Below are 23,168 nucleotides of genomic sequence, written 5' to 3'. Positions count from 1 at the left end.
GTTCCTCAATCCGTGGTCATTTCCAGTGGCTGCAGCTGCCAGCGCACCGAACTTACGCCTTTTTCCAGGCTTACCCGGCTGACCAGGCGCTCGAGTTGCGCCGGCGCCTGCGGGTTGCCCAGCAGCTCGGCACGCACTTCCAGGCGCGCCGGGTTGGGCAGGTCTTCGCTGTGCAGCGACTGCAGGCGCAGCTCGGGGTCGCCCAGGCTGTGCAGCATCAGGCTGCGCACCTGGATTTCATCTTCGGCGCGGCAGACGATGCGCACTTCGAAGCGTTGTTCGACCTCGCTGGCCGGCAAAACCTCCTGGCGATCCAGGCGCTGGGCGATATCGCGCAGCAGGATATTCGCGCACAGCACCACCAGGCTACCCAGCGTGGCCTCCAGCAGCAGGCCGAGGCTGCACAACACACCGATCGCGGCGGTGCACCACAGGGTGGCGGCGGTGTTCAAACCGCGTACGTTGAAACCATCACGCATGATCACGCCACCACCCAGAAAGCCGATACCCGACACCACATAGGCCGCGATGCGTGAGGCGTCGGTAGGGGCCATGCCCGGCACGGCCTGGGTCATCAGCACGAACAGGCAGGCGCCGGTACTGACCAGCGCGTTGGTGCGAAGGCCGGTGAGGCGTTGGCGCAGCTGACGCTCGGCACCGATCAGGGCACCGAGCAGCAGGGCAATGCTGACACGCAGCAGAAAGACTTTCCAATCCATAGCAAACCTCTTGCGCAGGCAAACGCCCGCTCGAACGCCACATCAAGGGCGCGGTTGAAAAACCAGAAATGCGCAGGACCACGAAGGAAAGAGGAGGAACGCAGCCGCAAGGGGGCTGGGATGGATTCCACCGTCTGGCCGAAAGCGAGACAGTGGCAGGACACTGCCGGACTAGCTCGCCGAGTGGGCCTGTCGCAAGCGACTGGGGCTACTGTCCAATGCAGGGCTCCTGTTCAGGGATGCAAAATTGCGACGCGGACCATACGCCCGGCAGCAGGAGGGGTCAAGGGTAAAAACATGACAATGGCTTCATCGGCAAATGCCCTGCAGCCGGTCACGCTTGCATGGAAAAAAAGGCCGGCAATCGGTAACCTTGCGCCACTCTTCGCCATCACCCGGACCGTTACATGCTGTTCAATTTCCTCGTGCTCATCGGCACCCTGGTGGCCATGGAAGGTGTCGGCACGCTGGCGCACAAGTACATCATGCATGGTTGGGGCTGGTGGCTGCACCGATCGCATCACGAACCGCACCTGGGCATGCTCGAAACCAACGACTTGTACCTGGTGGCGCTGGGCCTGATTGCAGCCGCACTCGTGGCGCTGGGCAAGGCCGGCCATGCACCGCTGCAGTGGGTCGGTGCCGGTGTGGCAGGCTACGGGGTGTTGTACGTGCTGGCGCACGACGGTTTCTTCCATCGCCACTGGCCGCGCCCGCCACGGCCGGTGAACCGCTACCTCAAGCGCCTGCACCGCGCCCATCGGTTGCATCACGCGATCAAGGGGCGCACCGGCAGTGTGTCATTCGGTTTTTTCTACGCACCGCCCCTGAAGGTGCTCAAGCGCCAGTTGCAGGCCCGGCGCAGCCGCGGCTGAGCGTCAGTTCACCGTTTCGCCCTTGGCTTGCCCCTGAGCGGCAGCGTGGCCACGGCTGACCCACCAGCCGAACGCGGCGGCGGTGAAGAACATGATCAGGCTGTACAGCGCCGCCGGCACCGCCATGGTGGCATTGTTCAGCAGTGACGGGCTCAAGGCCAGGGCAATCGCCAACGTGCCATTGTGAATGCCGATCTCCATGCCGATGGCAATCGCCTGGCGCTTGGGGATGCTCAGCAAGCGCGGCACCCAGTAACCCACCGACAGGCTGGCCAGGTTGAACAGCAGCGCGGCCAGGCCGACGACAGGGGCATACTCCACCACCGTCTGCCAGTCCTTGGCCAGTGCCAGGGCGATGGTGAACGCCAGGAACAACGCGGCCACCGCCTTCATCGGTTTTTCCATGCGCGCGGCAAACGCGGGCGTCAAGTGGCGAATCAGCATGCCCAACGCCACCGGCAGCAGCACGATGGCGAACACCTGCATGACCTTGGCGAATTGCAACGGAATCGCCTGGTCCGAAGCCATGAACCAGCTCAGCGACAGGTTCACCAGCAACGGCATGGTCAGAATCGCGATCAGCGAGTTCACCGCGGTCAGGGTGATGTTCAGCGCCACATCGCCGTGGGCCAGGTGGCTGAACAGGTTCGCGGTAGTGCCGCCCGGCGAGGCCGCCAGCAGCATCAGGCCGACCGCTAGCGCCGACTCCAGGCCAAAGCCGTTGGCGATCAGGAAACACAGGAATGGCAGCAGCAGGATCTGGCACGCCAGGCCGACCACCACTGGCTTGGGGTACTTCACCACCCGGGCGAAGTCGGCCAAGGTCAGCGACAGGCCCAAACCCAGCATGATGATGCCCAGGGCGAGGGGCAGGAAGGTGGTGAGCAGCGGCGAGGCGGTCATGGGCAGGCACTCGGATAAAGGATCCGAAGAGTCTAGGTCGGGCGTTGGCGATAGCTAATCGCCCGGCATCAGCACTTGGTAACTTATTGTTGCTAAATGGTGGCGCTTCCGCATTTCGCCCTACGCCGCAAGCCAAGCGCACCGCCACGCCCCCTGCGGCATTGGCTGCGTTGCGGTAGCGCGGCTCGCGCAGTAGCATTCGCGCTTTTAGCGAAAGGATTAGCCTGTCATGCCGTTCCAGCAAGGTCTGCTTGCCACCCCGGTGCCGCCCCATGCCCGCCACCTGTTCTTCACTTTGCAGTCGCCCGAAGCGCTGCCTGCGGCGCTGGATGCACTGCTGCCGCAGGTGGATGGCCAGCGCCTGATCGTTGGCATCGGCGCGCCGCTGGTGAAGGCCATGGGCCGCGAAGTGCCTGGCCTGCGCGCGTTCCCGCAGCTGGATGCAGCGGTGGAGAACCCCAGCACCCAGCACGCCCTGTGGCTGTGGCTGCGTGGCGAGGAGCGTGGCGACCTGCTGCTGCAGGCCCAGGCCTTGGAACAAGTGCTGGCCCCGGCATTGCGCCTGGCCGACAGCGTTGACGGCTTCCTGCACCGCGGCGGCCACGACCTGACCGGCTACGAGGACGGCACTGAAAACCCGGTTGACGAAGACGCCGTCGAGGCCGCCATCGTTGCCGGCGAGCAGCCAGGCCTGGCAGGTTCGAGTTTCGCCGCCTTCCAGCTGTGGAAGCACGACCTGTCGTACTTCAAGTCGCTGCCACAGGCCGACCAGGACAACATCATTGGCCGTCGCCTGAGTGACAACGAAGAGCTCGATGACGCCCCAGCGTCGGCCCACGTCAAGCGCACCGCCCAGGAAAGCTTTGCGCCCGAGGCATTCATGGTACGCCGCTCGGTGGCCTGGGCCGACAGCCGCGGAGCGGGCCTTGCGTTCGTCGCCCTGGGCCACAGCCTGGAAGCTTTCGAAGTGCAGTTGCGGCGCATGAGCGGCCTGGAAGACGGCATCATCGATGGCCTTTACCGCTTCAGCCGCCCGCTGACCGGGGGTTACTACTGGTGCCCGCCGATGACAGACGCCGGCCTGGACCTGCGCCTGTTGCTCCAAGGCTGATCCCTAAACATCCCGATACAGAATCACCGACCCTGGGGGGCCGCAGCGGCTAGCCTTGATAGTTTCCGACTCAAAACGGGAGCTTCGCTATGTATGGTCGTCGCGATGTCCTACGTGCCAGTGCGGCCTTGGGCTTGCTGGCCGCCACCAGCCCCTGGCTGCAGGCCGCCGCTTCCCCAGGGTTGCTGACGCGCAAGGTCCCGTCCTCCGGCGAGGCCTTGCCGGTGATCGGCGCCGGCACCTCCGGCAGTTTCGAGGTAGCCCCCGATTCGGCCGAATACCAGCAGCTCAAGGTAGTGCTCAAGGCGTTTTTCGACGGTGGCGGCAAGGTCATCGACACCTCACCCAACTATGGCGGCGCCGACAGCGTGCTTGGTCAGCTGCTGGAGGAGGGCGGTTGGCACCGGCAATGCTTCATCGCCACCAAGATTGCCGCCGACAGCCGGGCCGATGCCCAGGCGCAATGGGCGGGCAGCCTCAAGAGCCTGCGCACCGACAAGGTCGACCTGCTGCAGATCCACAACCTGCGCGATTGGCAGACGCAATTGCCTTACGCCCGTGAGCTCAAGCAGCAGGGCAAGACCCGCTACGTCGGTATCACCCATTACCTGAACAGTGGCCACGATGAGGTCGCCAGCATCGTGCGGCGCGAGCCGCTGGACTTCATCCAGATCAATTATTCGGTCAATGCCCCGCAAGCGGCCCGCGAACTGCTGCCGCTGTGTCAGGACAAGGGCATTGCGGTGCTGATCAACCGGGCATTCGATGACGGACGCCTGTTCGCCAAGGTCAAGGGCCAGGCGCTGCCAGCCTGGGCCGCGCAAGCCGGTATCGGCAGCTGGGCACAGCTGTTCCTGAAATTCGCCATCAGCCACCCGGCGGTGACCACGGTGATTCCCGCCACCGGCCGCCCCGAACGCCAGCTCGACCAACTGAAGGCGGGGCATGAACCTTTGCTCAGCCAGGCGCAGCAACAGGCGCTGATCCAGCAATTCGCCTGAAGCCATGGCCAACTGGGGCAGGCGGCTCGACCAGGGGCTGAACATCCAACCCGGCGAGGGCCGGGCCGTGGTCGCCGGCCTGACGCTCTTCTACCTGCTGTTAACCGGCTACTTCATGCTGCGCCCAGTGCGCGAAACCATGGGCGTGGCCGGTGGCGTGGACAACCTGCAGTGGCTGTTCACTGGCACCTTCATCGCCACCCTGGCGTGCCTGCCGCTGTTCGGCTGGCTGGCTTCGAAGGTTCAGCGCCGACATATCCTGCCCTGGACCTACGGCTTCTTCGTCAGCAACCTGTTGCTGTTCGCCGCGTTGTTTGCCCTCAGCCCGGACGACGTGTGGCAGGCCCGCGCCTTCTACATCTGGCTATCGGTGTTCAACCTGTTGACCATCTCGCTGGCCTGGAGTGTGCTCACCGACCTGTTCAGCAACGAGCAGGGCAAGCGCCTGTTCGGCCTGCTGGCCGCAGGTGCGAGCCTCGGCGGGCTAAGCGGGCCGATACTCGGCGCTGTGCTGGTCGCGCCGCTGGGGCATGCCGGCCTGGTGATGCTGGCGGGGCTGTTTCTGCTGGGCAGCATGGTCGCAGCGGGCTACCTGCAGCACTGGCGCGACCGTCATCCATTGCCGGCCCACAGCACGCAGCCTGCGTCACGGCCACTGGGCGGCAACCCGTTCGCCGGGGCGACAGCGGTCCTGCGCTCCAAGTACCTGCTGGGCATCGCCCTGTTCGTGGTGCTGCTGGCCAGCGTCAGCACCTTCCTGTACTTCGAGCAGGCGCGCATCGTCAGCGAGACGTTTACCGACCGCACCCGGCAAACCCAGGTGTTTGGCCTGATCGACAGCGTGGTCCAGGGCCTGGCGATCCTCACCCAGGTATTCATCACCGGCCGCCTGGCCAGGCGGATGGGCGTCGGCGTGCTGCTGGTGGCCGTGCCGCTGGCGATGGCGCTGGGCTTCCTGTGGTTGGCGCTGGCCCCGGTGTTCGCGGCCTTCGTGGTGGTCATGGTCGCCCGTCGGGCAGGTGAGTACGCCCTGGTCAGGCCTGGCCGGGAGATGCTGTTCACCGTGTTGCCGGCCGAGGACAAGTACAAGGCCAAGAACTTCATCGACACCGTGGTGTACCGCGGTGGCGATGCCTTGAGCGGATGGGTCAAGCGCGGCCTGGACGTGTTGGCCGAGCACCCGCAACTGGCAATGCTGATCGGCGCGCTGCTAGCCCTGGGCTGGGGCATCACCGGCGCTTGGCTGGGCCGACGCCAGCGGGCGTTGGACCAGCACGACTAACACCCTGCGCACCAAATACACCCAGGCCGTTTATTTAACGCCACCGGTCCGAACGCTTGGCGATAAAACGAATCCCTCCCTATCGCCGAACTCCGAACCTATGTACGGCATCTTGCCGTGCACTTTCGAAGTCACATGAGGTTTCAGACCATGGCTAACAAAGAGAACAGCCGTACCGGCAGCCAGGGCGGCCAGGGTGGCACCAAGAACCCAGGCAACTTCGCCAATGACCGGCAGAAAGCATCCGACGCCGGCCGCAAAGGCGGACAATCCTCGGGCGGCGGCATGGCTCAGGACCGCGAATCGGGCCGCAAGGACGCCGACATGAACAAGGACCGCGAGTCCGGCCACAAGGGCGGCCGCTCGTAATTGAGGCCAGCGCAGTGCCGGGGCGACCTGGCACTGCAACGCCAGGCTTGGCCGGGCACTTGCAATCGGGCAGGGTTCATCGACAATGGCAGCGCCCTCGCAAGCCATTCGGAAATCGCCCGCTCCATGATGCTCCTCAAGCCATTCCCCCATATTTCGCTCGCCGACACCTTGTTCGTTTTCGCCCTTGAAGCCGAAGCCGGCAGCGTATTCGCCGACGTCAACACATTGTTCACCGGCATCGGCAAGGTCAACGCCGCCATCGCACTGACCAAGGCCATCCACCAGCAGCGCCCCAAGCTGATCGTCAACCTTGGCTCCGCCGGCAGCCAGCGCTACGGCAAAGGCGACGTGGTGTGCTGCACGCGCTTCATTCAGCGCGACATGGACGTGACCCCGTTGGGCTTCGCCCGCTACCAGACGCCGCTGTCGGACATTGCGCCGCTGCTGGAGCACGGCCAGGCGCTCGCCGGGCTGCCGCTGGGCACCTGCGGCAGCGGCGACAGCTTCGAGGTCAACCACGGCGAGGCGCCCTACGACATCGTCGACATGGAAGCCTACGTGCTGGCCCTGATCGCCCACCGCGAAGCCATCCCCTTCGTCTGCTTGAAATACATCTCCGATGATGCCGGCAGCGATGCTGCCGACGACTGGTCGGTACAGGTTCACCTGGCAGCAGAGGCCTTCAAACGGGTGCTGTTCCCCGGCGAAAGCTGATTCGAGTAAACCTTCACGCCGCTGCGCAGTCACTTCCAGTAAGTGCCCGAGCATTTCGGGCCTAGGAGGTGGCTGATGCGCTTCGTCTGCCTGCTGCGGGGCTGCCACTGGCGTGCCCTGGCCAGCCCTGAACTCAACGGCTTGCACCGCCAGCTGTGCGAGCGCTGCGGCGCCATGCGCTACAGCCAACCCCAGCAACCCTAGGAGGCTCGCCATGGCCAGGGCAATCTGGAAAGGCGCGATCAGTTTCGGCCTGGTGCATATCCCGGTCTCCCTCAACACGGCCGTGCGCACCGAACGGGTCGATTTCGACTGGCTCGACAAGCGCAGCATGGAGCCGGTGGGCTACAAGCGGATCAACAAGGTCACCGGCAAGGACATCGACAAAGACAACGTGGTCAAGGGTGTCGAGTTCGAGAAGGGCCGCTATGTGGTGATCAGCGAAGAGGAGATCCGCAAGGCGCGGCCCGAAGCCACGCAAACCATCGACATCTTCTCCTTCGTCGCCGCCAGAGAAATCCCGCTGCAGCACTTCGACACACCGTACTACCTGAGCCCCGACCGGCGCGGCGGCAAAGTCTATGCGCTGCTGCGCGAAACCCTGGAAAGCACCGGCAAGGTGGCCCTGGCCACGGTGGTGCTGCACACCCGTCAGCACTTGGCGCTGCTGCGCCCATTGGACCAGGCGCTGGTGATGATCACCCTGCGCTGGCCCGAGGAGGTGCGCGGGGTGGAGTCGCTGGAGCTGGACAAGAGCGTGACCGATACCAAGGTCGACAAGCGCGAGCTGGACATGGCCAAACGCCTGGTCGAGGACATGAGCGGCTCCTGGGCGCCGGACGAGTACCATGACGCGTTCCGCCAGACCATCATGGACCTGGTCGAGGAAAAGGCCAGCAAAGGCAAAGTCAGTGTGGTGGACAAGGGCGAAGCCACCCCAGAGAAGGGCGCCGACATTATCGACCTCACCGAGCTGCTCAAACGCAGCCTCGGTGGCAAAGGCGCCAAGAAGGCGGCGGCGGAGAAAAAGCCGGCCAAGCGCCCGCGCAAGGCCTCCTGAGCTACTGCAGCGTCGCGTCCAGGCTCGCGAGATAATCGCCGAAGCCCTCCCGCGCCCTGCTATCGCGACGGCTGCTGGTTGCCACGCTATGCCGGGCCGTCCAGACGATCTGCGCGCCGCTGGCCTCCAGGTCTCGTACCAACTGCACGTCCTCATGGGCAGGCAACGGCTGGAAGCCACCGGCACGTTCGTAAGCCTGGGCGCAAACGCCCAGGTTGGCCCCATGGATATGCCGGTGCCCCTCGCATGCCTGATAGCCACTGAGGTAGCGCTTGCGCAGTGCGGCGCGCTGCCAGGGCTGCCAGCGAGCGATATGCACGGTGCCGCACACCACCTCGGCCGTACAGGCAAGCTGTGACAGCAACCAGTGCGGCGGCACCTGGCTGTCGGCATCGGTGCAGGCCAGCCAGCGCGCACCGCGCTCCAGCATCAGCGCCGCGCCAAGCCGGCGCGCCATGCCGACGCAGCCGGCTTCCACTGCCAGGGTGTATACGCCATGCTGCCGTGCGACGGCGGCACTGCCATCGGTGCAGCGGTCCAGCACTACCAGCACCTCGACGCGCTGGCCGGCCTGCGTGGCCAGCTCCACAGCGGCGGCCATTGCCTTCAAGCAACGGCCCAGGCGCCGAGCCTCGTTGTGTGCGGGGATGACCACGGCAATCATGGGCAGGTTTCTTCCAGGTCGACCACGCTGGGCTGGCACGCCCAGTACTCCAGCAAAAAATCCGCCTCCTCGTGGCAAACCACCGGATACAGGGGCAGATGCCTGGCCAGCAAGCGGTGCACCGCTCGGCCATCCTGCGGGCAGCCTTCGATCGGATGACGCCAGTGACAAGCCACCACGGCGCCGTCGTGGGTCAGGCTGGCGACTGACTGCTCGATCACCTGCAACCACTCGGTAGGCTCCAGGTAGTAACCGAGTTCGCTGAGCACGATCAGATCGAACTGGCCGCCCGGCCAGTCCGCCGGCAGCCGGCCCTGAATGACCGTGGCATTGGGCATGTCGGCCAGGCGCTGGTGGGCCAACCGCACCGCCGTCGGGTCGAGGTCCTGGCACAGCAGCTCGGCACAGCGTTCGCTCAATACGGCGCTCAGCTCACCGTTGGCGCAGGCCGGCTCGAACACCCGCTGGTAGTACTGGCGCGGCAGGCAGGCCAGGAGCAGGTCGCGCTTGCGCCGCTCATACCAGCGCGTGCGAAAGGCCCAGGGGTCTTCGTTGCGGGCATACAGGTCGGCAAAATAGTGCGCATCGAGGCTCATGAGCCTTCTCCTACAGAAAAACCAGTTCGAACGGCTGCAGTAGGCATTCCTGCAGGTGTGCGGGTAGCACGGCGGGGCGGCCTTGATCGGGCTCGAGCTGGCTGTGATACGCGGCCAGGGCCTGACGCTTGCGCGCCAGACGGGCTTCGTCCAGCGCGATACGGTGGGCCCGCGGCCATGGCAGACGCGGGTCGTCCGGCTGCGCCCAGTGCCAGGCCCATACCGGTACTTCGACCAGCTGCACCTTGCGTGCCTGGGCCGCCTGCGCTGCCGCCCGGCCGAGCGCCTCGTGGTCGCAATGGCCGTCACCTCGCCAGGTGGTCATCAGCAGGTCGTCGGGCCTGAGCAACTGGTTCAGGTGGTTGACCAGAAAGGCTTCGTCACGCGGCAAGGCGCCGTCTTTGAGGTGCAAACGCCGCCAGTCCAGCTGATTGAGGTCCAGATCCAGCTGTTGCAGGGCATGGCGGCTTTCCAGCGGCCGCTGGCGGCGCAGGCGGTGTTCGGTCCAGGTGGGCGAGTCGGGGTGGCTGCCTTCACCGTCGGTGGCGGAAATCAGCAACAGGTCCTGCTCGCGGCCCTGCAGGCCGGCCAGCAGGCCGCCGGCCATGAGAATCTCGTCATCCGGGTGCGGCGCGAGCAGGACCAGGCGCCGACCCGGCGGGCAGAGCTGGTCGGGGGTGATCCAGCCGGCCCGCGCCAGGTGTGCCGATTGCTGCCAGTCGGCCCAAGGCGTGCCGTGGCTGTCTTGAATCAGGTTTTCGTTCATAGCTGCCAGGCTCCTGCCGGCACCTGGGCCAGCTGCTGTCCAAGGGCGGCCAGGTCACGCTCGGCGTGGCTCTGGCGCAGGAACACGGGCAAGTCGGCGCTCAACCGCGCAAAGTGGCTGCTGCGGCAGAACGGCGTCGCACCCAGGGCGCGGCCCACATGGTGGATGACCTGCTCGACCGACTGTTCGACCTGGGCGCGCACCCGGCGCACCTCGAGGCTGGCGTCGCTACCGGGATGGCGATCGATCCACGCGGCGCAATCGCGAAGCGCTGCCCGGGCGCCGTACAGCGCGGCATCCACGGCGCCGAGGTGCGCCTGGGCATGGGGGTCGGGGCGCGGCTTGCGGCACTGCTCGCGCAAGTAGTCCGCCAGGGCTTCGGCGGCGCCGTACCAGCAGGCGGCAATCCCGGCGCCACCGTGCCAGAAACCCGGGCGCGTCAGGTATTGGCCCGGCTGGCCCACCGCGATACCGGGGGCGTCGTCGAATTCGATCTCGACACTGGTGGTGATGGCCATGCCCACCGCCTGCCAACGGTCGACCTGCAGGTGCTGGCGGTCATGGGCCAGCTCGATGGCCACCAGCTGTGGTTGGGCATCCTCGGCCCAGGCGGTGATCAATGCGCGGTCGATCTGCAGGGCGCCGGAGCACCAGGCCTTGCGCCCGGCCAAGCGCACCTGGTCGCCGTCGCGGGCGACGATGCGGGCGCGGGCATCGGGCGGCTCGGCGGCCCAGACGCCCCAGACGGCGTCCCCAACAAGGTGCGCGGCGCCACATTCGGCCAGGATCGCCAGGGCGTCGGTGTGGCCTTCGTACAGTTTCGCCAGGGCCAGGTCGCAGCCGGCGATCCGCGCCAGAGTCTGCCAGCGCTGCAGGGTATGCCCCTGGCCGGGCAGCGGCAGCAGGTCGAGGTGGTCGGCCAGCAGCGCCTGCATCAGTTCGGCCAGCTTGGTGTCGAGGTTGAGGGCCTGGGGGCGCTCGCTGAACGTGCGCAACAGGCTGTCGAGGGTGTTCAAGTCGAAGTCCTGGATGATGCTCATGCCATCCCCATCTGTTTGCGCATGCGTGCGGTGATCGATTGGCGGGTCTTGGGAAGCGCCGCCCACGGGTCGTCGAGGTCAGCCAGGCGCTCGCGCAGGTTGCCGATGTGCCATTGATTGGCGCCTTTGAGCTGGGCCAGCTCTTCGCGCCAGATCGGTACCGACACCGGCAACCCCTCGCGGGCCCGCAGGGAATAGGCGCAGGCGGTGGTAGCGCCCTGGCCATTGCGCAGGTAATCGATGAAGATGCGCCCGACCCGGTTCTTCGGCCCGGACACGGCGCTGAGGCGGTCGGGGAACAGCTTGGCCAGGTAGTTGACGATGGCGTGGCTGAAATCCTTCACCGCATCCCAGCCGTCACGCCGGGTGAGCGGCACGATCAGGTGCATGCCCTTGCCGCCGCTGGTCTTGAGAAACACCTTCAGGCCCAGTTCGTCGAGCAGGGTCAAGGTCAGCTGGGTGGCTTCGAGCATGGCCTTCCACGGCAGCGCCGGGTCGGGGTCGAGATCGAGCACGAAGCGGTCGGGCTTATCGAAGTCCTTGTCGGTGGCATTCCAGGTGTGCAGTTCGAGCATGTTCATCTGCACGGCGCCAAGCAGGGTGTCTGCGCGGTTGATGACCATGGCGGCCTGGCCGGCTTCGGCTTTCTCGTAGCTGAGCACGTTGGGGATGTGCAGCTGGCCGGCGTTCTTCTGGAAGAACAGCTCGCCCGCCAGCCCCTCGGGCGCACGTACCAGGGCCACCGGGCGGTGCTTGAGCTGGGGCAGGATCCAGGGCGCTACCTCGGCGTAATATTCCGCGACTTCGCGCTTGGTGATGCCGGAGGTGGCGTCGATCACCCGGTCCGGGTGGGTCAGGCGCAGGGTGCCCAGGGGGGCTTCGTTGGGGGTGTTCTTGCCAGGCATCGGGCGCTCCAGGTCGATGGCGCAGGCGGGTTTGTCATCGCGCAGGCCGTGGAACACCGCGTGGCGAACGGAGCCGTCGCGGGTCATTTGGGCGTAGGCGACTTCCGCCAACAGTTTCGGTTCGAGCCAATGCACGCCGCGGGCTTCGGCGCCAGTCGGCGGGTTGGCCAGAGCCGGCTTGGCCACCTCCAGCGGCTTGAGGCGTGCATGGATGCTGTCCAGGGTGGCGGCGCTGAAGCCACTGCCGACCTTGCCGGCATAGCGCAGCTCGCCGCTGTCGTGGTCATGCAGCGCCAACAGCAGAGCACCAAACGCCGTGCGGCTGCCCTTGGGGTCGGTGTAGCCGACGACCACGAACTCCTGGCGCTGTTTGCACTTGAGCTTGATCCAGTCGGCGCTGCGCTTGCCCACATAGGGGCTGTCCTGGCGTTTGCCGATCAGGCCTTCGAGCTGCAGCCGGCAGGCGCTGTCGAGCAGTGATTCGACGGGCTGGTCAAAGTCGGCAGAGAACTGCAGCTCGACCGTGTGGCTTTCCAGCAGTTTGCGCAGGGTGTCGCGTCGGTCCTGCAGGGGCAACTGGCGCAGGTCCTGGCCGCTGAGGTAGAGCAGGTCGAACAGGTAGTAGACGATCTGCTCGTCGTTGTCGGTGTCGAAGGCGTTCTGCAGGGCCTGGAAGTCTGAGATGCCGTGCTCGCCATTGACCACCATCTCGCCGTCCAGCCAGGCCGAATCGAGGCCCAAGGCACGCAATGCGGCGACCTGGCGGGGCATCTTGCTGCTCCAGTCATGACCGTTGCGGGTGAACAGCCGAACATCGTCGCCTTCGATGCGCGCCAGTATTCGGTAGCCGTCGAACTTGACTTCGTAGCGCCAGTGGCCGCTGGGCGGTGAGTCGACCAGGGTCGCGAGTTGCGGTTGCAACGTGACGGGCAAGGCTACTTTCTTGCCTGTCGTGGCCCGCTTGCGCCTGGCAGGTGCCTGGGCGGCCTTGGCAGGGCGCCGTGGCAGGAGAGTACGGTCGCTGAGCACACTGTCGGGTTGAGCCTCGACGATGCTGTAGTCCTTTTCGCTGCGGGCCTCGCCGTCGTTGGACTTGACCAGCATCCACTGCTGCTTCTTGCCCGCCAGGTGGGTGCGGAACAGATTCCAAACGCCGCTGAGCTTTTCACCCTGCAGGCGAAAGCGCAGCTTGCCCTTTGCATAGGCTTCCCGAGCGTTGCCTTCGGGCTCCCAGATGCCCCGGTCCCAGACGATCACGTCGCCGGCGCCGTAATGGCCTTCGGGGATAGTGCCTTCGAAGCTTGCGTAGTCGAGCGGGTGGTCTTCGACATGCACGGCCAGGCGCCGCACCTTCGGGTCCAGCGACGGGCCTTTGGGAATGGCCCAGCTTTTCAGCGTGCCGTCGAGTTCCAGGCGAAAGTCGTAATGCAGGTGGCTGGCGTCGTGCTTCTGGATACAGAACTGCAGGGCATGAGCCTTGCCACGGCCACGCTTGCCGCTGGGCTCGGGCGTGGCCGTGAAATCGCGCTTGCGCTGGTACTCCTGCAGGGGCTTGGCCATGGCGGGCTCCTGAACGTTACGCGGGTCTCTAGAAGTGGGAGGGAGCAGGGCGCGGGCGAGTTCAAAATATCGCGGGCGGAAAAACTCTGAATCATTGTCGGTCGGGCGTAGTCGACCGCATGTAGAGCGCAGAAATACCCAACTCACGGAGAACCGACATGGCTCGACCAGACGACCCCAAACCTTATGTCCCGCGGGAGATCGACGACACCGAAGACCGCATGGGCAGTGTCCACGAACTGGATTTCGACGACCGCAACGATGAGCGTCAAGGCCGCGTAGGGGATGAGCGGCCGGCACGTGAAGTGGATCAGGCGTTTCCGCCGCGGCGGGTGGCCGAAAGCGGCATGACCGGTGGCGAGGCGCTGACCGACAGCGCGCACGAAGACAACGTCACCTGGGATGACATGAGCCCGGACACGTTGCTGGATGAAAGTGGCGCACGCGATGCCGACGAGCCAGGCGACGACGAAGGCCCGGCAGATCAGATGCTGCGCAGGGTCGATGAGCGCGAGATCGGCGGTGGCATTGGCCTGGACGAAGCCGAACTGGCCCGCTCCGATCCTCTGGACGGTGAGCCCTGGACCGATGACGTAGTGGACGACAACCCGAGGAAATGATCATGAACGAGCAACGCTGTGCCTGTGCCCACTGTTCCTGCACGGTGGACGACACTGCCCTGGTGCGCGATGGCAAGGCGTACTGCTGCGAAGCCTGCGCCTTCGGCCACCGCGACGGCCAGCCGTGCCGCATGGGCGACTGCAAGTGCGCCGACACTTCGCACCCCGAGGAAGGTCTTGCCCACAGGTCCACATAGTCATCGAATACACCCTCTGCCCCTGTGGGAGCCGGCTTGCCGGCGATACGGGCCCTGGCAGCCGACGAAAAAAGGGTGACAGGCCCGGCCTCATCGCCGGCAAGCCGGCTCCCACAAGGGGGGTTGCTGAGCTTGCTTTTTCAGTGCGTCTGCCAAATACCATTACTGCGTTCGCAGTCGCTGCGCGCCTGCCCCAGGCTCGGGGTGTCGTAGTAGTAGGTGATGACTCGCGCATCCTTGGACAAGGCCGGGCGGGTCGACGGTTCGGCCCCGCCAGCGGCTTTGGGGTTGGCCAGGGCCTCCTGGGTCAGCGGCGCGATGCAGCTGCCGACACTGCCATCGGCACAGCGCGCCACCTTGTGCTTCTCGGTACTGAGCATTTCCTTGCTTTCATTGCTGCAGGACCAGTTGATCGCCTCGGCAGGCATGTTGCTGAAGCTGTAGCAGGTGTGCCCCTCCACGGGCTTGACCGCCGTGCTTGAGGAGCGGGTTGTGACATTGCAGGCTTCTTCGGCCAGTACTTGAGTGCTGACCAGGCCGCCCAGCAGCACCATCACCAGTATTGAACGCATGTGCCACCTCCCGGGCGTTTCGGCCCGTGCTCAGGTCTTGCGTAAAGTCGCTTTGCTGCTTTGGCGCATGGTCCGTGCGCGTTTCTCCAATACCAGGTAGGTGATCACCGCCAGCAGCAGCGGAATCAGGTAATACAGCGTGCGATAGCCCAACAGCGCCGCCACCAAGCTGCCCTGGCCCAATTGGCCGTGCAAAAGCGCCAGGAACACAGCTTCAAGCACCCCCAGCCCGGCAGGTATATGCGCGACCACGCCGGCCACGCAACTGATCAGCAAGATGCCGAGAATCGAGGGGTAGAACAGGTCACCCGGCAGCAACCAGTGAATCAGCGCTGCCATCAATGCCCAGTTGCTGGCCCCCAGCGCCACCTGGCACAGCGCCAGGCGCAGCGAGGGCAAGGTGATTTCGTGATCACGCACGTGCCAGGTACGGCGTGTGGCAAAGGCGCAGGCCAGCAGGTAACCCAGCGCGATCGCCAACAGTACGAAGCCGATGATCTGCAACCCGGTGGCGCCAACCGCCCAATTCGCCGGGAGCTTGACCAGGCGTAACGCGAACACCGTGCCGGCCAGCAACATGTAGCCCATCCAGTTGGTCAGCAGGCCCAGGGTCAGGATCCGAGTAATGGTCGCCGTATCCAGCCCCAGCCGGCCATACAACCGATATCGCAACGCCACACCCCCGACCCAGGTGGTGAAGTTCAGGTTGAACGCATAACAGACGAAGGCTACCGGCAGCACCTGCCGCGCCGGTAGCTGATGCCCGGTGTAGGCGCGTGCCAGCAAATCGTAGCTGGCGAAGGTCAGGTAACTGCACAACGCCAGGCCCAGGCCAATGGCCAAGGTGCTTGGTTTGTAGGCCACCAGCGACTGACGCACCTCGTTCCAGTCCAGGTTGCGCGCCAAGGTGTAAAGCAGCACCGGAATCAGCACGATGAACAGCAGGGTCAGCAGGCGCTTGCCCCAGGTATGCCAGCGCTTGTCGGCCATCAGGTATTCCCCTCGTGAAGGTCACCCTGGGCCTGCACTTCAGGCTGCAGCGAGCGCAACCGCTGGCGATGCGCCGGAAACCAGCCGGCGATGCGCGGAAAGTGGCGGATGACGTGGAAGCACAGGAAGATCAACGGCGCCCTCCACCAGTAACCGCGCACCATGCGCTCCAGGGTCACCGCCTTGCACTGTTCGCTGGCCAGTGCGCTGAGGTGCTGGTGCAGGTGCTGATTGAAGGCCCGGTCGCGGATCAGCAGGTTGGCTTCGAGGTTGAACGACAGGCTCAGCGGGTCGAGGTTGCTCGAGCCCACGGTCGACCATTCATCGTCCACCAGCGCCACCTTGCCGTGCAGTGGGCGTTGGCAGTATTCGTGGATGTGCACGCCGTCGCGCAGTAGGTAGTTGTACAGCAACCGCGACAGAGCGCGGACCCAGCGCATGTCCGGTTGGCCTTGCAGGATCAGCGTCACATGCACCCCGCGGCGTGCAGCGTTGCGCAGTTCGCGCAGCAAGCGGTAACCGGGGAAGAAATAGGCGTTCGCCACCATGATGCGCTGACGTGCGCCGCGCAGGGCCTGCAGGTAGCACGCTTCGATGTCGGTACGACGCCGCGCGTTGTCACGTTCGACCAGCACGGCACTGGCCGGCCCGGCGGGGGCGACCTGGGGGCGCACTTCGCTGGGTGGATCGAGCACCGGCGCCATCAGTCGGCGGCTGGAGGCATGCACCTGGGCCACTACCGGCCCACGCACTTCCACCGCATAGTCTTGCTTGGCCATCGGCCCGTAGTCACCAAGATGATCGGCGCTGTAGTTGATGCCGCCAATGAACGCACGCTCGCCGTCGACCACCACGATCTTGCGGTGCAGGCGACGGAACAGGTTGGTGCGCATGCCGGCCAGCCGTGGTTGCGGGTCGAACGCATGGAAGCGCACCCCCGCTTCGGTCATGGCCAAGATGAAGGCATCCGGCAGGTCTGCCGTGCCGTAGCCGTCGACCGCCAGCTCCACCCGCACTCCGCGCCTGGCTGCATCGATCAGCACCTGCTTGAGCTGCTGGCCGACCTTGTCGTCGAAAATGATGAAGGTTTCCAGCAGGATTTCTTCACGCGCTTGAGCCATGGCTTCGAACACGCGGGGGTAATAGTCCTCGCCGTTGACCAGCAACTCGACGCGGTTGCCTTCTACCCAGGGTCTGTTCACAAGCTGATCTCCGCGGCCAGAGGGGCATGGTCGGACAGGTGCGACCAAGGGTATTTCGCCAGCACCTGGGCTTTGCTCGGCATGGCATTGCGCAGGTAGATGCGGTCCAGGCGCAGCAGCGGCAGGCGTGCCGGGAAGCTGCGGGCGGGGCTGCCGAAGCGCTCGCCGAAGGCTTCCACCAGGTGCTGCGAGAGCACCGCATCGGCTTTCAGTCGCCAATCGTTGAAATCTCCCGCGACGATCACCGGTGCAGAGGCCGGCAAGCTGTCCAGCAGGTCGAGCAGCAGCCGCACCTGGCGTTGCCGGTGCGCCTCACGCAGCCCCAGGTGCACGCAAACCGCATGCACCTGCTCATGGCCTGGCACTTCCAGGCGGCAATGCAGCAGCCCGCGCTCCTCGTTGCCATGGATCGACACGTCCAGGTTGCGGTGCTCGGCGATGGGGAATTTCGACAGCAGGGCATTGCCGTGGTCGCCGTGGGGGTAGACCGCGTTGCGCCCATAGGCGAACTGCGGCCACATGCTGTCGGCAAGAAATTCGTATTGCGGCGTTTGCGGCCAGGCTGGGTGGCGCTGGGCGTGCTGCTGATGGCTGCCGTGCACCTCCTGCAGGAATACCAGGTCGGCACCGCTGGCGCGCACTGCTTCACGCAGCTCCGGCAGGATGAAGCGCCGGTTCAACGGGGTGAAACCCTTGTGCACGTTGATCGTCAGCACGTTCAGGCGCTGGACCGTGGTTAGCGGCTCGATGATGCTGTCAGGGGCGTGCATTGTCTTGTTCACAAGGCTACCTCCGGCTCGACCCCAGGTTCGGTGAGCAAGTGGTCGTCCAGTGCAAGCTTGTCCAGCAGGCGTCTGGCATCGAAGGGCGCGTGCACCTTCTGGTCATTGTCGAAGTAGCAGAACACATCGCGGGAAGCGCGACGTCTTGGCGCCTTGGCAACCACCAGGTGCGCATCGTCCGGCTGGCCGCCATGGCTCCAGCGCTGGATACGCTGCTGCCAGCGGCGCAGCGCACGCGCCGTATAGCCGCTGCTGTAGAGTTCGACGTCACCGTGCAGGCGCAGGTAGACAAAATCGGCGGTCAGGTCTTCGACATAGGGCCACTTGCCCGCGCTGTCGGCCACCACCAGCGCCACCTTGTGTCGACGCAGCAGCTTGATGAACGCTTCGCAGAGGAAGCTTTCGTTGCGGATTTCCACCGCATGGCGCAATCGCGCATTACCCCGCGGCAGGCTGCCGACATAACCCTGCAGACGCTCTGCACACGCCCGGGCGCAGGCCCGCGCAGCCTTGTGGTCCTGGGGCAGGCGTTGCAGGAAGTGCGTGAAACGTTCTTCGTCGAACCTCATGTTCGGTGGAAACTGCCAGAGGATTGGCCCTAGCTTCTTGCCCAGTTGCAGCGGCCCGGAGGCAAAGAAATTGGCCAGCGGCTCGTCGATCTCCTTGAGCCTGCGCACATGGGTGATGTAACGCGGTGCCTTGACCGAGAACACGAAGCCGTCGGGGGTATCGTCCCGCCAGTGTTGGTAGCGTTCAGGGGTCTGCAGGCTGTAGAACGAGCCATTGATCTCGATGCTGTTCACCGCCCGCGAGGCGAACGCCAGCTCGCTGTGCTGGGGCAGGCCCTTGGGGTAGAAGTCATTGCGCCAGGGGCCATAACGCCATCCTGATATGCCGATACAGATCTTGCTCACGCTGCCATCCTCGCTGCTGTGCGCCTTGTAGTGCGACCGAGCGCGCAAGGCGACGGTTCAGCGCGGTGGACGAGTGGCGCGCAGGCGAAGGCAAGGGAACTTTGCCGCGGCGTGCGTTTCCACCGAAGGACGAAGCCAGGTGAGGACCGTTGGCATGAAATTCGACCGTTTTGCCCAATGGTTGGCCAACTGGACAGGGCGCCCGCTGTCCTTCGGTGTCGCGCTGCTGTTGATCCTGGTCTGGGGCGTCAGCGGGCCGCTGTTCGACTTCAACGACACCTGGCAACTGGTGATCAACACTTCGACCACCATCATCACTTTCCTGATGGTGTTCCTGATCCAGAACACCCAGAACCGCGACAATGACGAACTGCACATCAAGATCGACGAACTGCTGCGTACCACCCGCCGAGCGCACAAGGCACTGCTCGACCTGGAAGACATGGACCCGGCGCAGCTGCACGCCTTGCGCAAGCAATACCAACTGATGGGCGAGCACGGCGACGATGGGCAAACGTCAGGCAAGGACGACGCACGCGACGCTAAGGAATGATTCGCCACTCCGGAGGCAAGCATGGCCAGACACATCATCCACTTTACCGGCCCGATCAATTCATCCACCTGCGGCAACCTGATCAATACCTGCTCCAAAGCGCTGCAGCAGGGCGCCGACCTGCTGCAGCTGAACATCGCCACCATGGGCGGGGAGTGCAGCTACGGTTTCACCCTGTACAACTTCCTGCGTACGCTGCCGGTGCCGCTGCATACCCATAACCTGGGAACCGTCGAGTCCATGGGCAACATCCTGTTTCTCGCCGGCGAGCACCGCACTGCCTGTGCCTACAGCAAGTTTCTGTTTCACCCGTTCCACTGGACGCTGCACGGCTCGGTTGACCATGCGCGCATGGCCGAATATGCGATGAGCCTGGACTATGACTTGCGCCTGTACGCCCAGATCGTGGCGGAACGCACCGCGGGCAGCAGCGAGGTGCTGGACGTGGCGCGTTACCTGATGGCGTACCCGCGCATCTTGGGGCCCAAGGAGGCGCTGGACAGCGGAATGATCCATGCCATCGATGAAATGCCCATCGAGGCCGAGATCAACCAGTGGAGCGTGCATGCGTAGCGTGTTTGCCTGAACACCTGCGCGCAAGCATTTGCCTTGGCGGCGTTTGGTGCCGCCGGTCAGCCTTCGGCAATTCGATTGAGCAGATGCGCGCCTGGCCGGTTCGGAAATTAGGCATGGGCAAAGTTTCATGCGCCCAACCCATTGCAGCGCAAGGAGATACGACATGGCACGTGATCAACAGCGGACCGGACAACGTGGCGGTACCAAGGAAACCAACCCCGGCAACTTCGCCAACGACCGCGAACGGGCGGCCCGTGCAGGCCACAAGGGCGGTCAGGCCTCGGGGGGTAATTTCGCCAACGACCGTGAGCGGGCAGCCGAAGCGGGCCGCAAGGGCGGGCAGAACAGCCACGGTGGTGGGCGTCAACCGCAGTGAACGACCGGTAGGGCGAGGCCTGCGGGCCTCGCTCGAAGCACATTGTTCGACAATTTTTTGAATCTTTTCCGAAAGGCATTACTCAATGAAAAGGTCATCCATGGAGAACAGGAGGGCCCCGTGATGCCTAATCCCCAGCTGTACATCATCGATTACCAACTGCACGGCGAACCGCGCAGTTTCATCATTCGCCTGGACCGGCTCGACAATGCCGAGGCGTGGCATTGGGCGAGCTGCGACGCGGGGATTGGCATTATTCCCAAGTTCGGGCGGGAAAAGATCAAGAAGGTGAGCAGGCCGATGGCCGAGCGCTACGGCATCACACACGTTAGCTGGCGTGTGTCGGGCGACCGGCCTGCATCGGCCTCTCAGGCGCCTGATTCGGGGTCGCTGGCCGGAACGCCGGGCTGATTCTGGTCGTCGTCGGCGACGTTCGGATCGGTATCAGGGTCGTCGGCGCGGTCGTTGCGTTTTTCCGGGTCCAGGTCGGGCCAGTCATCCTGGGCGTTGCCGCCGCCCATTCGCAGTAGCGTGTTCATGACAGTTTCCTCGGGTTCAGATGCACGTTGGAGTGCATAAGGGCCGGGGACGCTCATTTTTTGAGGGGGCGACACCGACCGATGGTATGGGTCGGTGTCGCGCCTATCGCCGGCAAGCCGGCTCCCACAGAGATCTAGGCAGTGGCTCTCCCTGTGGGAGCCGGCTTGCCGGCGATAGGGCCATCCCAGCCTCAACCTTCCCGCTTGAGCACCAAGGTCAAGATGTCATAGCTAGCCACCAGCTCGCCCAACTGGTTGGTCACCTCCACATCCCACGCCACCACACCTTGCGGCTGCCCGAGCGGGCTGGTCTTGCCCTGGTCGATCTTGCGCTTGCAGGTCAGGCGCGCCTGGATGGTGTCGCCAATACCCACCGGGTTGATGAAGCGCAAGGTATCCAGCCCGTAGTTGGCCAGCACCGGCCCTTCACCGGGGGACACGAACAGCCCGGCCGCCGCCGACAGCACGAAGTAACCATGGGCGATCCGCTTGCCGAACTGCGATTGCTTGGCCGCGATCTCGTCGAAGTGCATGTAGAAGTGGTCCCCCGACAGGCAGCCGAAGTTGACCAGGTCGGCTTCGGTCACCGTACGGCGGTGGGTCAGCAGCGACTCGCCGATGCGCAGCTCCTCGAAGTAGCGGCGGAACGGGTGAACCTCGGTCTCGATCACTTCGGCACCACGCACGTATTCACCGGTAACAGCGCTGAGCATGCTCGGCGAACCCTGCACGGCGGCACGTTGCAGGTAATGTTTGACCGCTCGCAGGCCGCCCAGCTCTTCGCCGCCACCGGCGCGGCCAGGGCCACCGTGCTTGAGTTGCGGCAGCGGCGAGCCGTGGCCGGTGGACTCCTTGGCGGCTTCGCTGTCCAGCACCAGCAGGCGACCGTGCCAGGCAGCGGCGACCGGGATGGCCTTGGCAGCCACGGCGCGGTCGGCGGTTACCAGCGAGGCGACCAGGCTGCCTTTGCCGCGCGCGGCCAGGGCCAGGGCTTCATCCAGGTCGTCGTAGGCCATCAGCGTGCTGACCGGGCCGAACGCTTCGATATCGTGAGCGCCGCCCTCGGCGTGTGGGTCACGGGCTTGCAACAGGGTCGGGGCGAAGAACGCACCTTCGGCAACGCCCTCGCCACGCGGGGTGAAGCCATCGCTGGCGCCGAAGACCTGGTCGCAGCTCTGCAGCAGGCTCTGCACGCGCTCAGCCACGTCACGCTGCTGGTCATGGGAGGCCAGGGCGCCCATGCGCACACCTTCCACCGACGGGTCGCCGACCACCACCTTGCTCAAACGCTCGCGCAGGCGCGTAGCGACAGCGTCCAGGTGCTTGGCCGGGACGATGGCGCGACGGATGGCGGTGCACTTCTGCCCAGCCTTGGTGGTCATTTCACGCACCACTTCCTTGATGTACAGCTCGAACTCTTCGCTGTCCGGGGTGACATCCGGGCCAAGGATGGCGCAGTTGAGCGAGTCGGCCTCGGCGGTGAACGGCACCGAGTTGCGGATCAGGTTGGGCGTGACGCGCAGCTTCGCGGCGGTATCGGCGGAGCCGGTGAAGGTCACTACGTCCTGGCCCTGCAGGCGGTCGAGCAGGTCGCCAGTGCTGCCGATCACCAGCTGCAGGCTGCCTTCGGGCAAGAGGCCCGAGGCATTCATCAAACGCACCACGGCTTCGGTCAGGTAGCTGGTCGAGGTCGCAGGCTTGACGATGCACGGCATGCCCGCCAGGAAGGTCGGTGCGAACTTCTCCAGCATGCCCCAGATCGGGAAGTTGAAGGCGTTGATGTGCACGGCGACGCCGGCACGCGGCACCAGGATGTGGCTACCGGCGAAATGGCCTTGCTTGCCCAGCGGGATCGCCGGGCCTTCGTGCACGAGGTTACCCGAGGGCAGTTCACGGGTGCCGATGCCGGCGTAGGAGAACAGCGTGGCGTTGCCGCCTTCGATGTCGATCCAGCTGTCGGCGCGCGTGGCCCCGCTGTGGTGGGACAGGGCGTAGAGCTGCTCCTTGCGCTCGGCCAGGTACAGGGCCAGGGCCTTCAGGCGCGCGGCGCGCTGCTGGAAGTCCATCGCCATCAGTGAGGCCAGGCCGCGTGCACGGGCAAAGTCCACGGCTTCGGCGAAATCCGGGCGCTCTTCGTGGCTGTAGGCCAGGACATTGCCGTTCAGGGCACTGCGCAGGGCCTGGGCGCCGTGTTGGCCGATCCAGCGGCCGGCGATGAAGCTCTGCAGGGTTGGGGCGTCAGACATGCTGTTCTCCATGCTGTTCAAAAGGTGGGAGGG

Annotated in this window: 28 protein-coding genes; 14 read left to right on the top strand and 14 right to left on the bottom strand. The window is 65.0% G+C overall.

Going from position 1 to position 23,168, the window contains the following annotated elements; translation table 11 throughout:
- Positions 1 to 5: 5 nt before the first annotated feature.
- Positions 6 to 719 carry an MgtC/SapB family protein gene (locus tag KU43P_RS13305; protein WP_317663680.1) on the bottom strand — a complete coding sequence of 238 codons (714 nt, stop codon included), beginning with the start codon at positions 717 to 719 and terminating at the stop codon, positions 6 to 8.
- 407 nt (positions 720 to 1,126) lie between these two features.
- On the opposite strand from KU43P_RS13305, the gene KU43P_RS13300 reads away from it, so the two are divergent.
- Positions 1,127 to 1,594: a sterol desaturase family protein gene (locus KU43P_RS13300; protein WP_317663678.1), complete on the top strand. Its 468-nt coding sequence runs from the start codon at positions 1,127 to 1,129 to the stop codon at positions 1,592 to 1,594.
- 3 nt (positions 1,595 to 1,597) lie between these two features.
- On the opposite strand, the gene KU43P_RS13295 is transcribed toward KU43P_RS13300, so the two are convergent.
- On the bottom strand, positions 1,598 to 2,497 hold the full coding sequence (locus tag KU43P_RS13295) for a bile acid:sodium symporter family protein (RefSeq protein ID WP_317663676.1): 900 nt from the start codon (positions 2,495 to 2,497) through the stop codon (positions 1,598 to 1,600).
- A 229-nt stretch (positions 2,498 to 2,726) separates the two neighbouring features.
- Between KU43P_RS13295 and KU43P_RS13290 the strand changes: the two genes are divergently transcribed.
- The 7 genes from KU43P_RS13290 (at position 2,727) to KU43P_RS13260 (ending at position 8,037) form a co-directional block, all read left to right on the top strand.
- Positions 2,727 to 3,608 (top strand): Dyp-type peroxidase, encoded by an 882-nt coding sequence (locus KU43P_RS13290; RefSeq protein WP_317663674.1) that lies wholly within the window; start codon positions 2,727 to 2,729, stop codon positions 3,606 to 3,608.
- A gap of 89 nt (positions 3,609 to 3,697) precedes the next feature.
- The gene (locus KU43P_RS13285; protein ID WP_317663673.1) at positions 3,698 to 4,609 is read left to right on the top strand and encodes an aldo/keto reductase; all 912 of its coding nucleotides are present in this window, start codon (positions 3,698 to 3,700) and stop codon (positions 4,607 to 4,609) included.
- Positions 4,610 to 4,613: 4 nt separating this feature from the next.
- On the top strand, positions 4,614 to 5,891 hold the full coding sequence (locus tag KU43P_RS13280; protein ID WP_317663672.1) for an NTP/NDP exchange transporter: 1,278 nt from the start codon (positions 4,614 to 4,616) through the stop codon (positions 5,889 to 5,891).
- A gap of 150 nt (positions 5,892 to 6,041) precedes the next feature.
- Positions 6,042 to 6,260: a general stress protein gene (locus KU43P_RS13275; protein WP_028625903.1), complete on the top strand. Its 219-nt coding sequence runs from the start codon at positions 6,042 to 6,044 to the stop codon at positions 6,258 to 6,260.
- A 126-nt stretch (positions 6,261 to 6,386) separates the two neighbouring features.
- Complete coding sequence (locus tag KU43P_RS13270; RefSeq protein WP_317663670.1) at positions 6,387 to 6,977, top strand: nucleosidase; 591 nt, start codon at positions 6,387 to 6,389, stop codon at positions 6,975 to 6,977.
- Positions 6,978 to 7,052: 75 nt separating this feature from the next.
- Positions 7,053 to 7,181 (top strand): PSPA7_2676 family Cys-rich small protein, encoded by a 129-nt coding sequence (locus tag KU43P_RS13265; protein WP_317663668.1) that lies wholly within the window; start codon positions 7,053 to 7,055, stop codon positions 7,179 to 7,181.
- 10 nt (positions 7,182 to 7,191) lie between these two features.
- Complete coding sequence (locus KU43P_RS13260; protein WP_317663666.1) at positions 7,192 to 8,037, top strand: Ku protein; 846 nt, start codon at positions 7,192 to 7,194, stop codon at positions 8,035 to 8,037.
- Between the two features lies 1 nt (position 8,038).
- On the opposite strand, the gene KU43P_RS13255 is transcribed toward KU43P_RS13260, so the two are convergent.
- The 5 genes from KU43P_RS13255 to ligD are packed head-to-tail and all read right to left on the bottom strand — an operon-like array spanning position 8,039 to position 13,568.
- Positions 8,039 to 8,701 carry a glycosyltransferase gene (locus KU43P_RS13255; RefSeq protein WP_317663664.1) on the bottom strand — a complete coding sequence of 221 codons (663 nt, stop codon included), beginning with the start codon at positions 8,699 to 8,701 and terminating at the stop codon, positions 8,039 to 8,041.
- Positions 8,698 to 9,297, bottom strand: coding sequence for a class I SAM-dependent methyltransferase (locus KU43P_RS13250; protein ID WP_317663663.1), 600 nt, complete (start codon positions 9,295 to 9,297; stop codon positions 8,698 to 8,700). The genes KU43P_RS13255 and KU43P_RS13250 overlap by 4 nt, the downstream gene beginning before the upstream one ends.
- A gap of 10 nt (positions 9,298 to 9,307) precedes the next feature.
- Positions 9,308 to 10,063, bottom strand: a complete 756-nt coding sequence (locus KU43P_RS13245; protein ID WP_317663662.1) for a PIG-L deacetylase family protein — start codon at positions 10,061 to 10,063, stop codon at positions 9,308 to 9,310.
- Positions 10,060 to 11,103, bottom strand: coding sequence for an acyl-CoA dehydrogenase family protein (locus KU43P_RS13240; RefSeq protein WP_317663660.1), 1,044 nt, complete (start codon positions 11,101 to 11,103; stop codon positions 10,060 to 10,062). The genes KU43P_RS13245 and KU43P_RS13240 overlap by 4 nt, the downstream gene beginning before the upstream one ends.
- Positions 11,100 to 13,568 carry a DNA ligase D gene (ligD, locus tag KU43P_RS13235; RefSeq protein ID WP_317663658.1) on the bottom strand — a complete coding sequence of 823 codons (2,469 nt, stop codon included), beginning with the start codon at positions 13,566 to 13,568 and terminating at the stop codon, positions 11,100 to 11,102. The genes KU43P_RS13240 and ligD overlap by 4 nt, the downstream gene beginning before the upstream one ends.
- A gap of 158 nt (positions 13,569 to 13,726) precedes the next feature.
- On the opposite strand from ligD, the gene KU43P_RS13230 reads away from it, so the two are divergent.
- Together KU43P_RS13230 and KU43P_RS13225 are read left to right on the top strand one after the other, a co-directional pair.
- Entirely contained in the window at positions 13,727 to 14,188 is a 462-nt protein-coding gene (locus KU43P_RS13230) for a phosphotransferase system, HPr-related protein (RefSeq protein ID WP_317663656.1), read from the top strand.
- A 2-nt stretch (positions 14,189 to 14,190) separates the two neighbouring features.
- Positions 14,191 to 14,385, top strand: coding sequence for a metallothionein (locus KU43P_RS13225; RefSeq protein ID WP_317663654.1), 195 nt, complete (start codon positions 14,191 to 14,193; stop codon positions 14,383 to 14,385).
- 140 nt (positions 14,386 to 14,525) lie between these two features.
- Here the strand turns inward: KU43P_RS13225 and KU43P_RS13220 are convergent, their stop codons facing one another.
- From KU43P_RS13220 to KU43P_RS13200, 5 genes are read right to left on the bottom strand one after another with little or no spacing between them, the layout of a single operon-like run.
- The gene (locus KU43P_RS13220; RefSeq protein WP_411567254.1) at positions 14,526 to 14,939 is read right to left on the bottom strand and encodes a hypothetical protein; all 414 of its coding nucleotides are present in this window, start codon (positions 14,937 to 14,939) and stop codon (positions 14,526 to 14,528) included.
- A 48-nt stretch (positions 14,940 to 14,987) separates the two neighbouring features.
- Entirely contained in the window at positions 14,988 to 15,947 is a 960-nt protein-coding gene (locus KU43P_RS13215) for a lysylphosphatidylglycerol synthase domain-containing protein (RefSeq protein WP_317663650.1), read from the bottom strand.
- Positions 15,947 to 17,149 (bottom strand): cardiolipin synthase ClsB, encoded by a 1,203-nt coding sequence (gene clsB / locus KU43P_RS13210; RefSeq protein WP_317663648.1) that lies wholly within the window; start codon positions 17,147 to 17,149, stop codon positions 15,947 to 15,949. Before clsB ends, KU43P_RS13215 begins: the two co-directional genes overlap by 1 nt.
- Positions 17,146 to 17,931, bottom strand: coding sequence for an endonuclease/exonuclease/phosphatase family protein (locus KU43P_RS13205; RefSeq protein ID WP_317663646.1), 786 nt, complete (start codon positions 17,929 to 17,931; stop codon positions 17,146 to 17,148). Before KU43P_RS13205 ends, clsB begins: the two co-directional genes overlap by 4 nt.
- Positions 17,928 to 18,845, bottom strand: a complete 918-nt coding sequence (locus KU43P_RS13200; protein WP_317663645.1) for a DUF72 domain-containing protein — start codon at positions 18,843 to 18,845, stop codon at positions 17,928 to 17,930. The genes KU43P_RS13205 and KU43P_RS13200 overlap by 4 nt, the downstream gene beginning before the upstream one ends.
- 154 nt (positions 18,846 to 18,999) lie before the next feature.
- Between KU43P_RS13200 and KU43P_RS13195 the strand changes: the two genes are divergently transcribed.
- The 4 genes from KU43P_RS13195 to KU43P_RS13180 all read left to right on the top strand — a co-directional run bounded on the left by KU43P_RS13195 (position 19,000) and on the right by KU43P_RS13180 (position 20,761).
- Positions 19,000 to 19,398, top strand: a complete 399-nt coding sequence (locus tag KU43P_RS13195) for a low affinity iron permease family protein (protein WP_317663644.1) — start codon at positions 19,000 to 19,002, stop codon at positions 19,396 to 19,398.
- Between the two features lie 21 nt (positions 19,399 to 19,419).
- Positions 19,420 to 19,971 (top strand): ATP-dependent Clp protease proteolytic subunit, encoded by a 552-nt coding sequence (locus KU43P_RS13190; RefSeq protein WP_317663642.1) that lies wholly within the window; start codon positions 19,420 to 19,422, stop codon positions 19,969 to 19,971.
- Between the two features lie 166 nt (positions 19,972 to 20,137).
- Positions 20,138 to 20,350, top strand: a complete 213-nt coding sequence (locus KU43P_RS13185; protein WP_317663640.1) for a general stress protein — start codon at positions 20,138 to 20,140, stop codon at positions 20,348 to 20,350.
- Positions 20,351 to 20,473: 123 nt separating this feature from the next.
- Positions 20,474 to 20,761: a DUF6555 family protein gene (locus KU43P_RS13180; RefSeq protein ID WP_317663809.1), complete on the top strand. Its 288-nt coding sequence runs from the start codon at positions 20,474 to 20,476 to the stop codon at positions 20,759 to 20,761.
- Here the strand turns inward: KU43P_RS13180 and KU43P_RS13175 are convergent.
- Entirely contained in the window at positions 20,719 to 20,889 is a 171-nt protein-coding gene (locus KU43P_RS13175; RefSeq protein WP_317663639.1) for a hypothetical protein, read from the bottom strand. The genes KU43P_RS13180 and KU43P_RS13175 overlap by 43 nt on opposite strands.
- Before the next feature lie 191 nt (positions 20,890 to 21,080).
- Positions 21,081 to 23,135: a phenylacetic acid degradation bifunctional protein PaaZ gene (gene paaZ, locus KU43P_RS13170; protein ID WP_317663638.1), complete on the bottom strand. Its 2,055-nt coding sequence runs from the start codon at positions 23,133 to 23,135 to the stop codon at positions 21,081 to 21,083.
- Between the last annotated feature and the right edge of the window lie 33 nt (positions 23,136 to 23,168).

It is taken from the genome of Pseudomonas sp. KU43P (assembly GCF_033095865.1).
Taxonomy (GTDB): domain Bacteria; phylum Pseudomonadota; class Gammaproteobacteria; order Pseudomonadales; family Pseudomonadaceae; genus Aquipseudomonas.
The sequence above is the reverse complement of the archived record's forward strand: the minus strand, read 5'-3'. Positions and strand labels throughout refer to the sequence as shown.

Coding starts and splice junctions, on each gene's coding strand:
- KU43P_RS13285 (WP_317663673.1), top strand. CDS start 3,698: ATGTATGGTCGTCGCGATGTCCTACGTGCCAGTGCGGCCTTGGGCTTG.
- KU43P_RS13215 (WP_317663650.1), bottom strand. CDS start 15,947: ATGGCCGACAAGCGCTGGCATACCTGGGGCAAGCGCCTGCTGACCCTG.
- KU43P_RS13295 (WP_317663676.1), bottom strand. CDS start 2,497: ATGACCGCCTCGCCGCTGCTCACCACCTTCCTGCCCCTCGCCCTGGGC.
- KU43P_RS13255 (WP_317663664.1), bottom strand. CDS start 8,701: ATGATTGCCGTGGTCATCCCCGCACACAACGAGGCTCGGCGCCTGGGC.
- KU43P_RS13245 (WP_317663662.1), bottom strand. CDS start 10,063: ATGAACGAAAACCTGATTCAAGACAGCCACGGCACGCCTTGGGCCGAC.
- KU43P_RS13190 (WP_317663642.1), top strand. CDS start 19,420: ATGGCCAGACACATCATCCACTTTACCGGCCCGATCAATTCATCCACC.
- KU43P_RS13305 (WP_317663680.1), bottom strand. CDS start 719: ATGGATTGGAAAGTCTTTCTGCTGCGTGTCAGCATTGCCCTGCTGCTC.
- KU43P_RS13185 (WP_317663640.1), top strand. CDS start 20,138: ATGGCACGTGATCAACAGCGGACCGGACAACGTGGCGGTACCAAGGAA.
- KU43P_RS13175 (WP_317663639.1), bottom strand. CDS start 20,889: ATGAACACGCTACTGCGAATGGGCGGCGGCAACGCCCAGGATGACTGG.
- KU43P_RS13195 (WP_317663644.1), top strand. CDS start 19,000: ATGAAATTCGACCGTTTTGCCCAATGGTTGGCCAACTGGACAGGGCGC.
- KU43P_RS13275 (WP_028625903.1), top strand. CDS start 6,042: ATGGCTAACAAAGAGAACAGCCGTACCGGCAGCCAGGGCGGCCAGGGT.
- KU43P_RS13250 (WP_317663663.1), bottom strand. CDS start 9,297: ATGAGCCTCGATGCGCACTATTTTGCCGACCTGTATGCCCGCAACGAA.
- KU43P_RS13240 (WP_317663660.1), bottom strand. CDS start 11,103: ATGAGCATCATCCAGGACTTCGACTTGAACACCCTCGACAGCCTGTTG.
- KU43P_RS13220 (WP_411567254.1), bottom strand. CDS start 14,939: ATGGTGCTGCTGGGCGGCCTGGTCAGCACTCAAGTACTGGCCGAAGAA.
- KU43P_RS13280 (WP_317663672.1), top strand. CDS start 4,614: ATGGCCAACTGGGGCAGGCGGCTCGACCAGGGGCTGAACATCCAACCC.
- KU43P_RS13180 (WP_317663809.1), top strand. CDS start 20,474: ATGCCTAATCCCCAGCTGTACATCATCGATTACCAACTGCACGGCGAA.
- paaZ (WP_317663638.1), bottom strand. CDS start 23,135: ATGTCTGACGCCCCAACCCTGCAGAGCTTCATCGCCGGCCGCTGGATC.
- KU43P_RS13225 (WP_317663654.1), top strand. CDS start 14,191: ATGAACGAGCAACGCTGTGCCTGTGCCCACTGTTCCTGCACGGTGGAC.
- KU43P_RS13290 (WP_317663674.1), top strand. CDS start 2,727: ATGCCGTTCCAGCAAGGTCTGCTTGCCACCCCGGTGCCGCCCCATGCC.
- KU43P_RS13270 (WP_317663670.1), top strand. CDS start 6,387: ATGATGCTCCTCAAGCCATTCCCCCATATTTCGCTCGCCGACACCTTG.
- KU43P_RS13230 (WP_317663656.1), top strand. CDS start 13,727: ATGGCTCGACCAGACGACCCCAAACCTTATGTCCCGCGGGAGATCGAC.
- KU43P_RS13300 (WP_317663678.1), top strand. CDS start 1,127: ATGCTGTTCAATTTCCTCGTGCTCATCGGCACCCTGGTGGCCATGGAA.
- KU43P_RS13265 (WP_317663668.1), top strand. CDS start 7,053: ATGCGCTTCGTCTGCCTGCTGCGGGGCTGCCACTGGCGTGCCCTGGCC.
- ligD (WP_317663658.1), bottom strand. CDS start 13,568: ATGGCCAAGCCCCTGCAGGAGTACCAGCGCAAGCGCGATTTCACGGCC.
- KU43P_RS13260 (WP_317663666.1), top strand. CDS start 7,192: ATGGCCAGGGCAATCTGGAAAGGCGCGATCAGTTTCGGCCTGGTGCAT.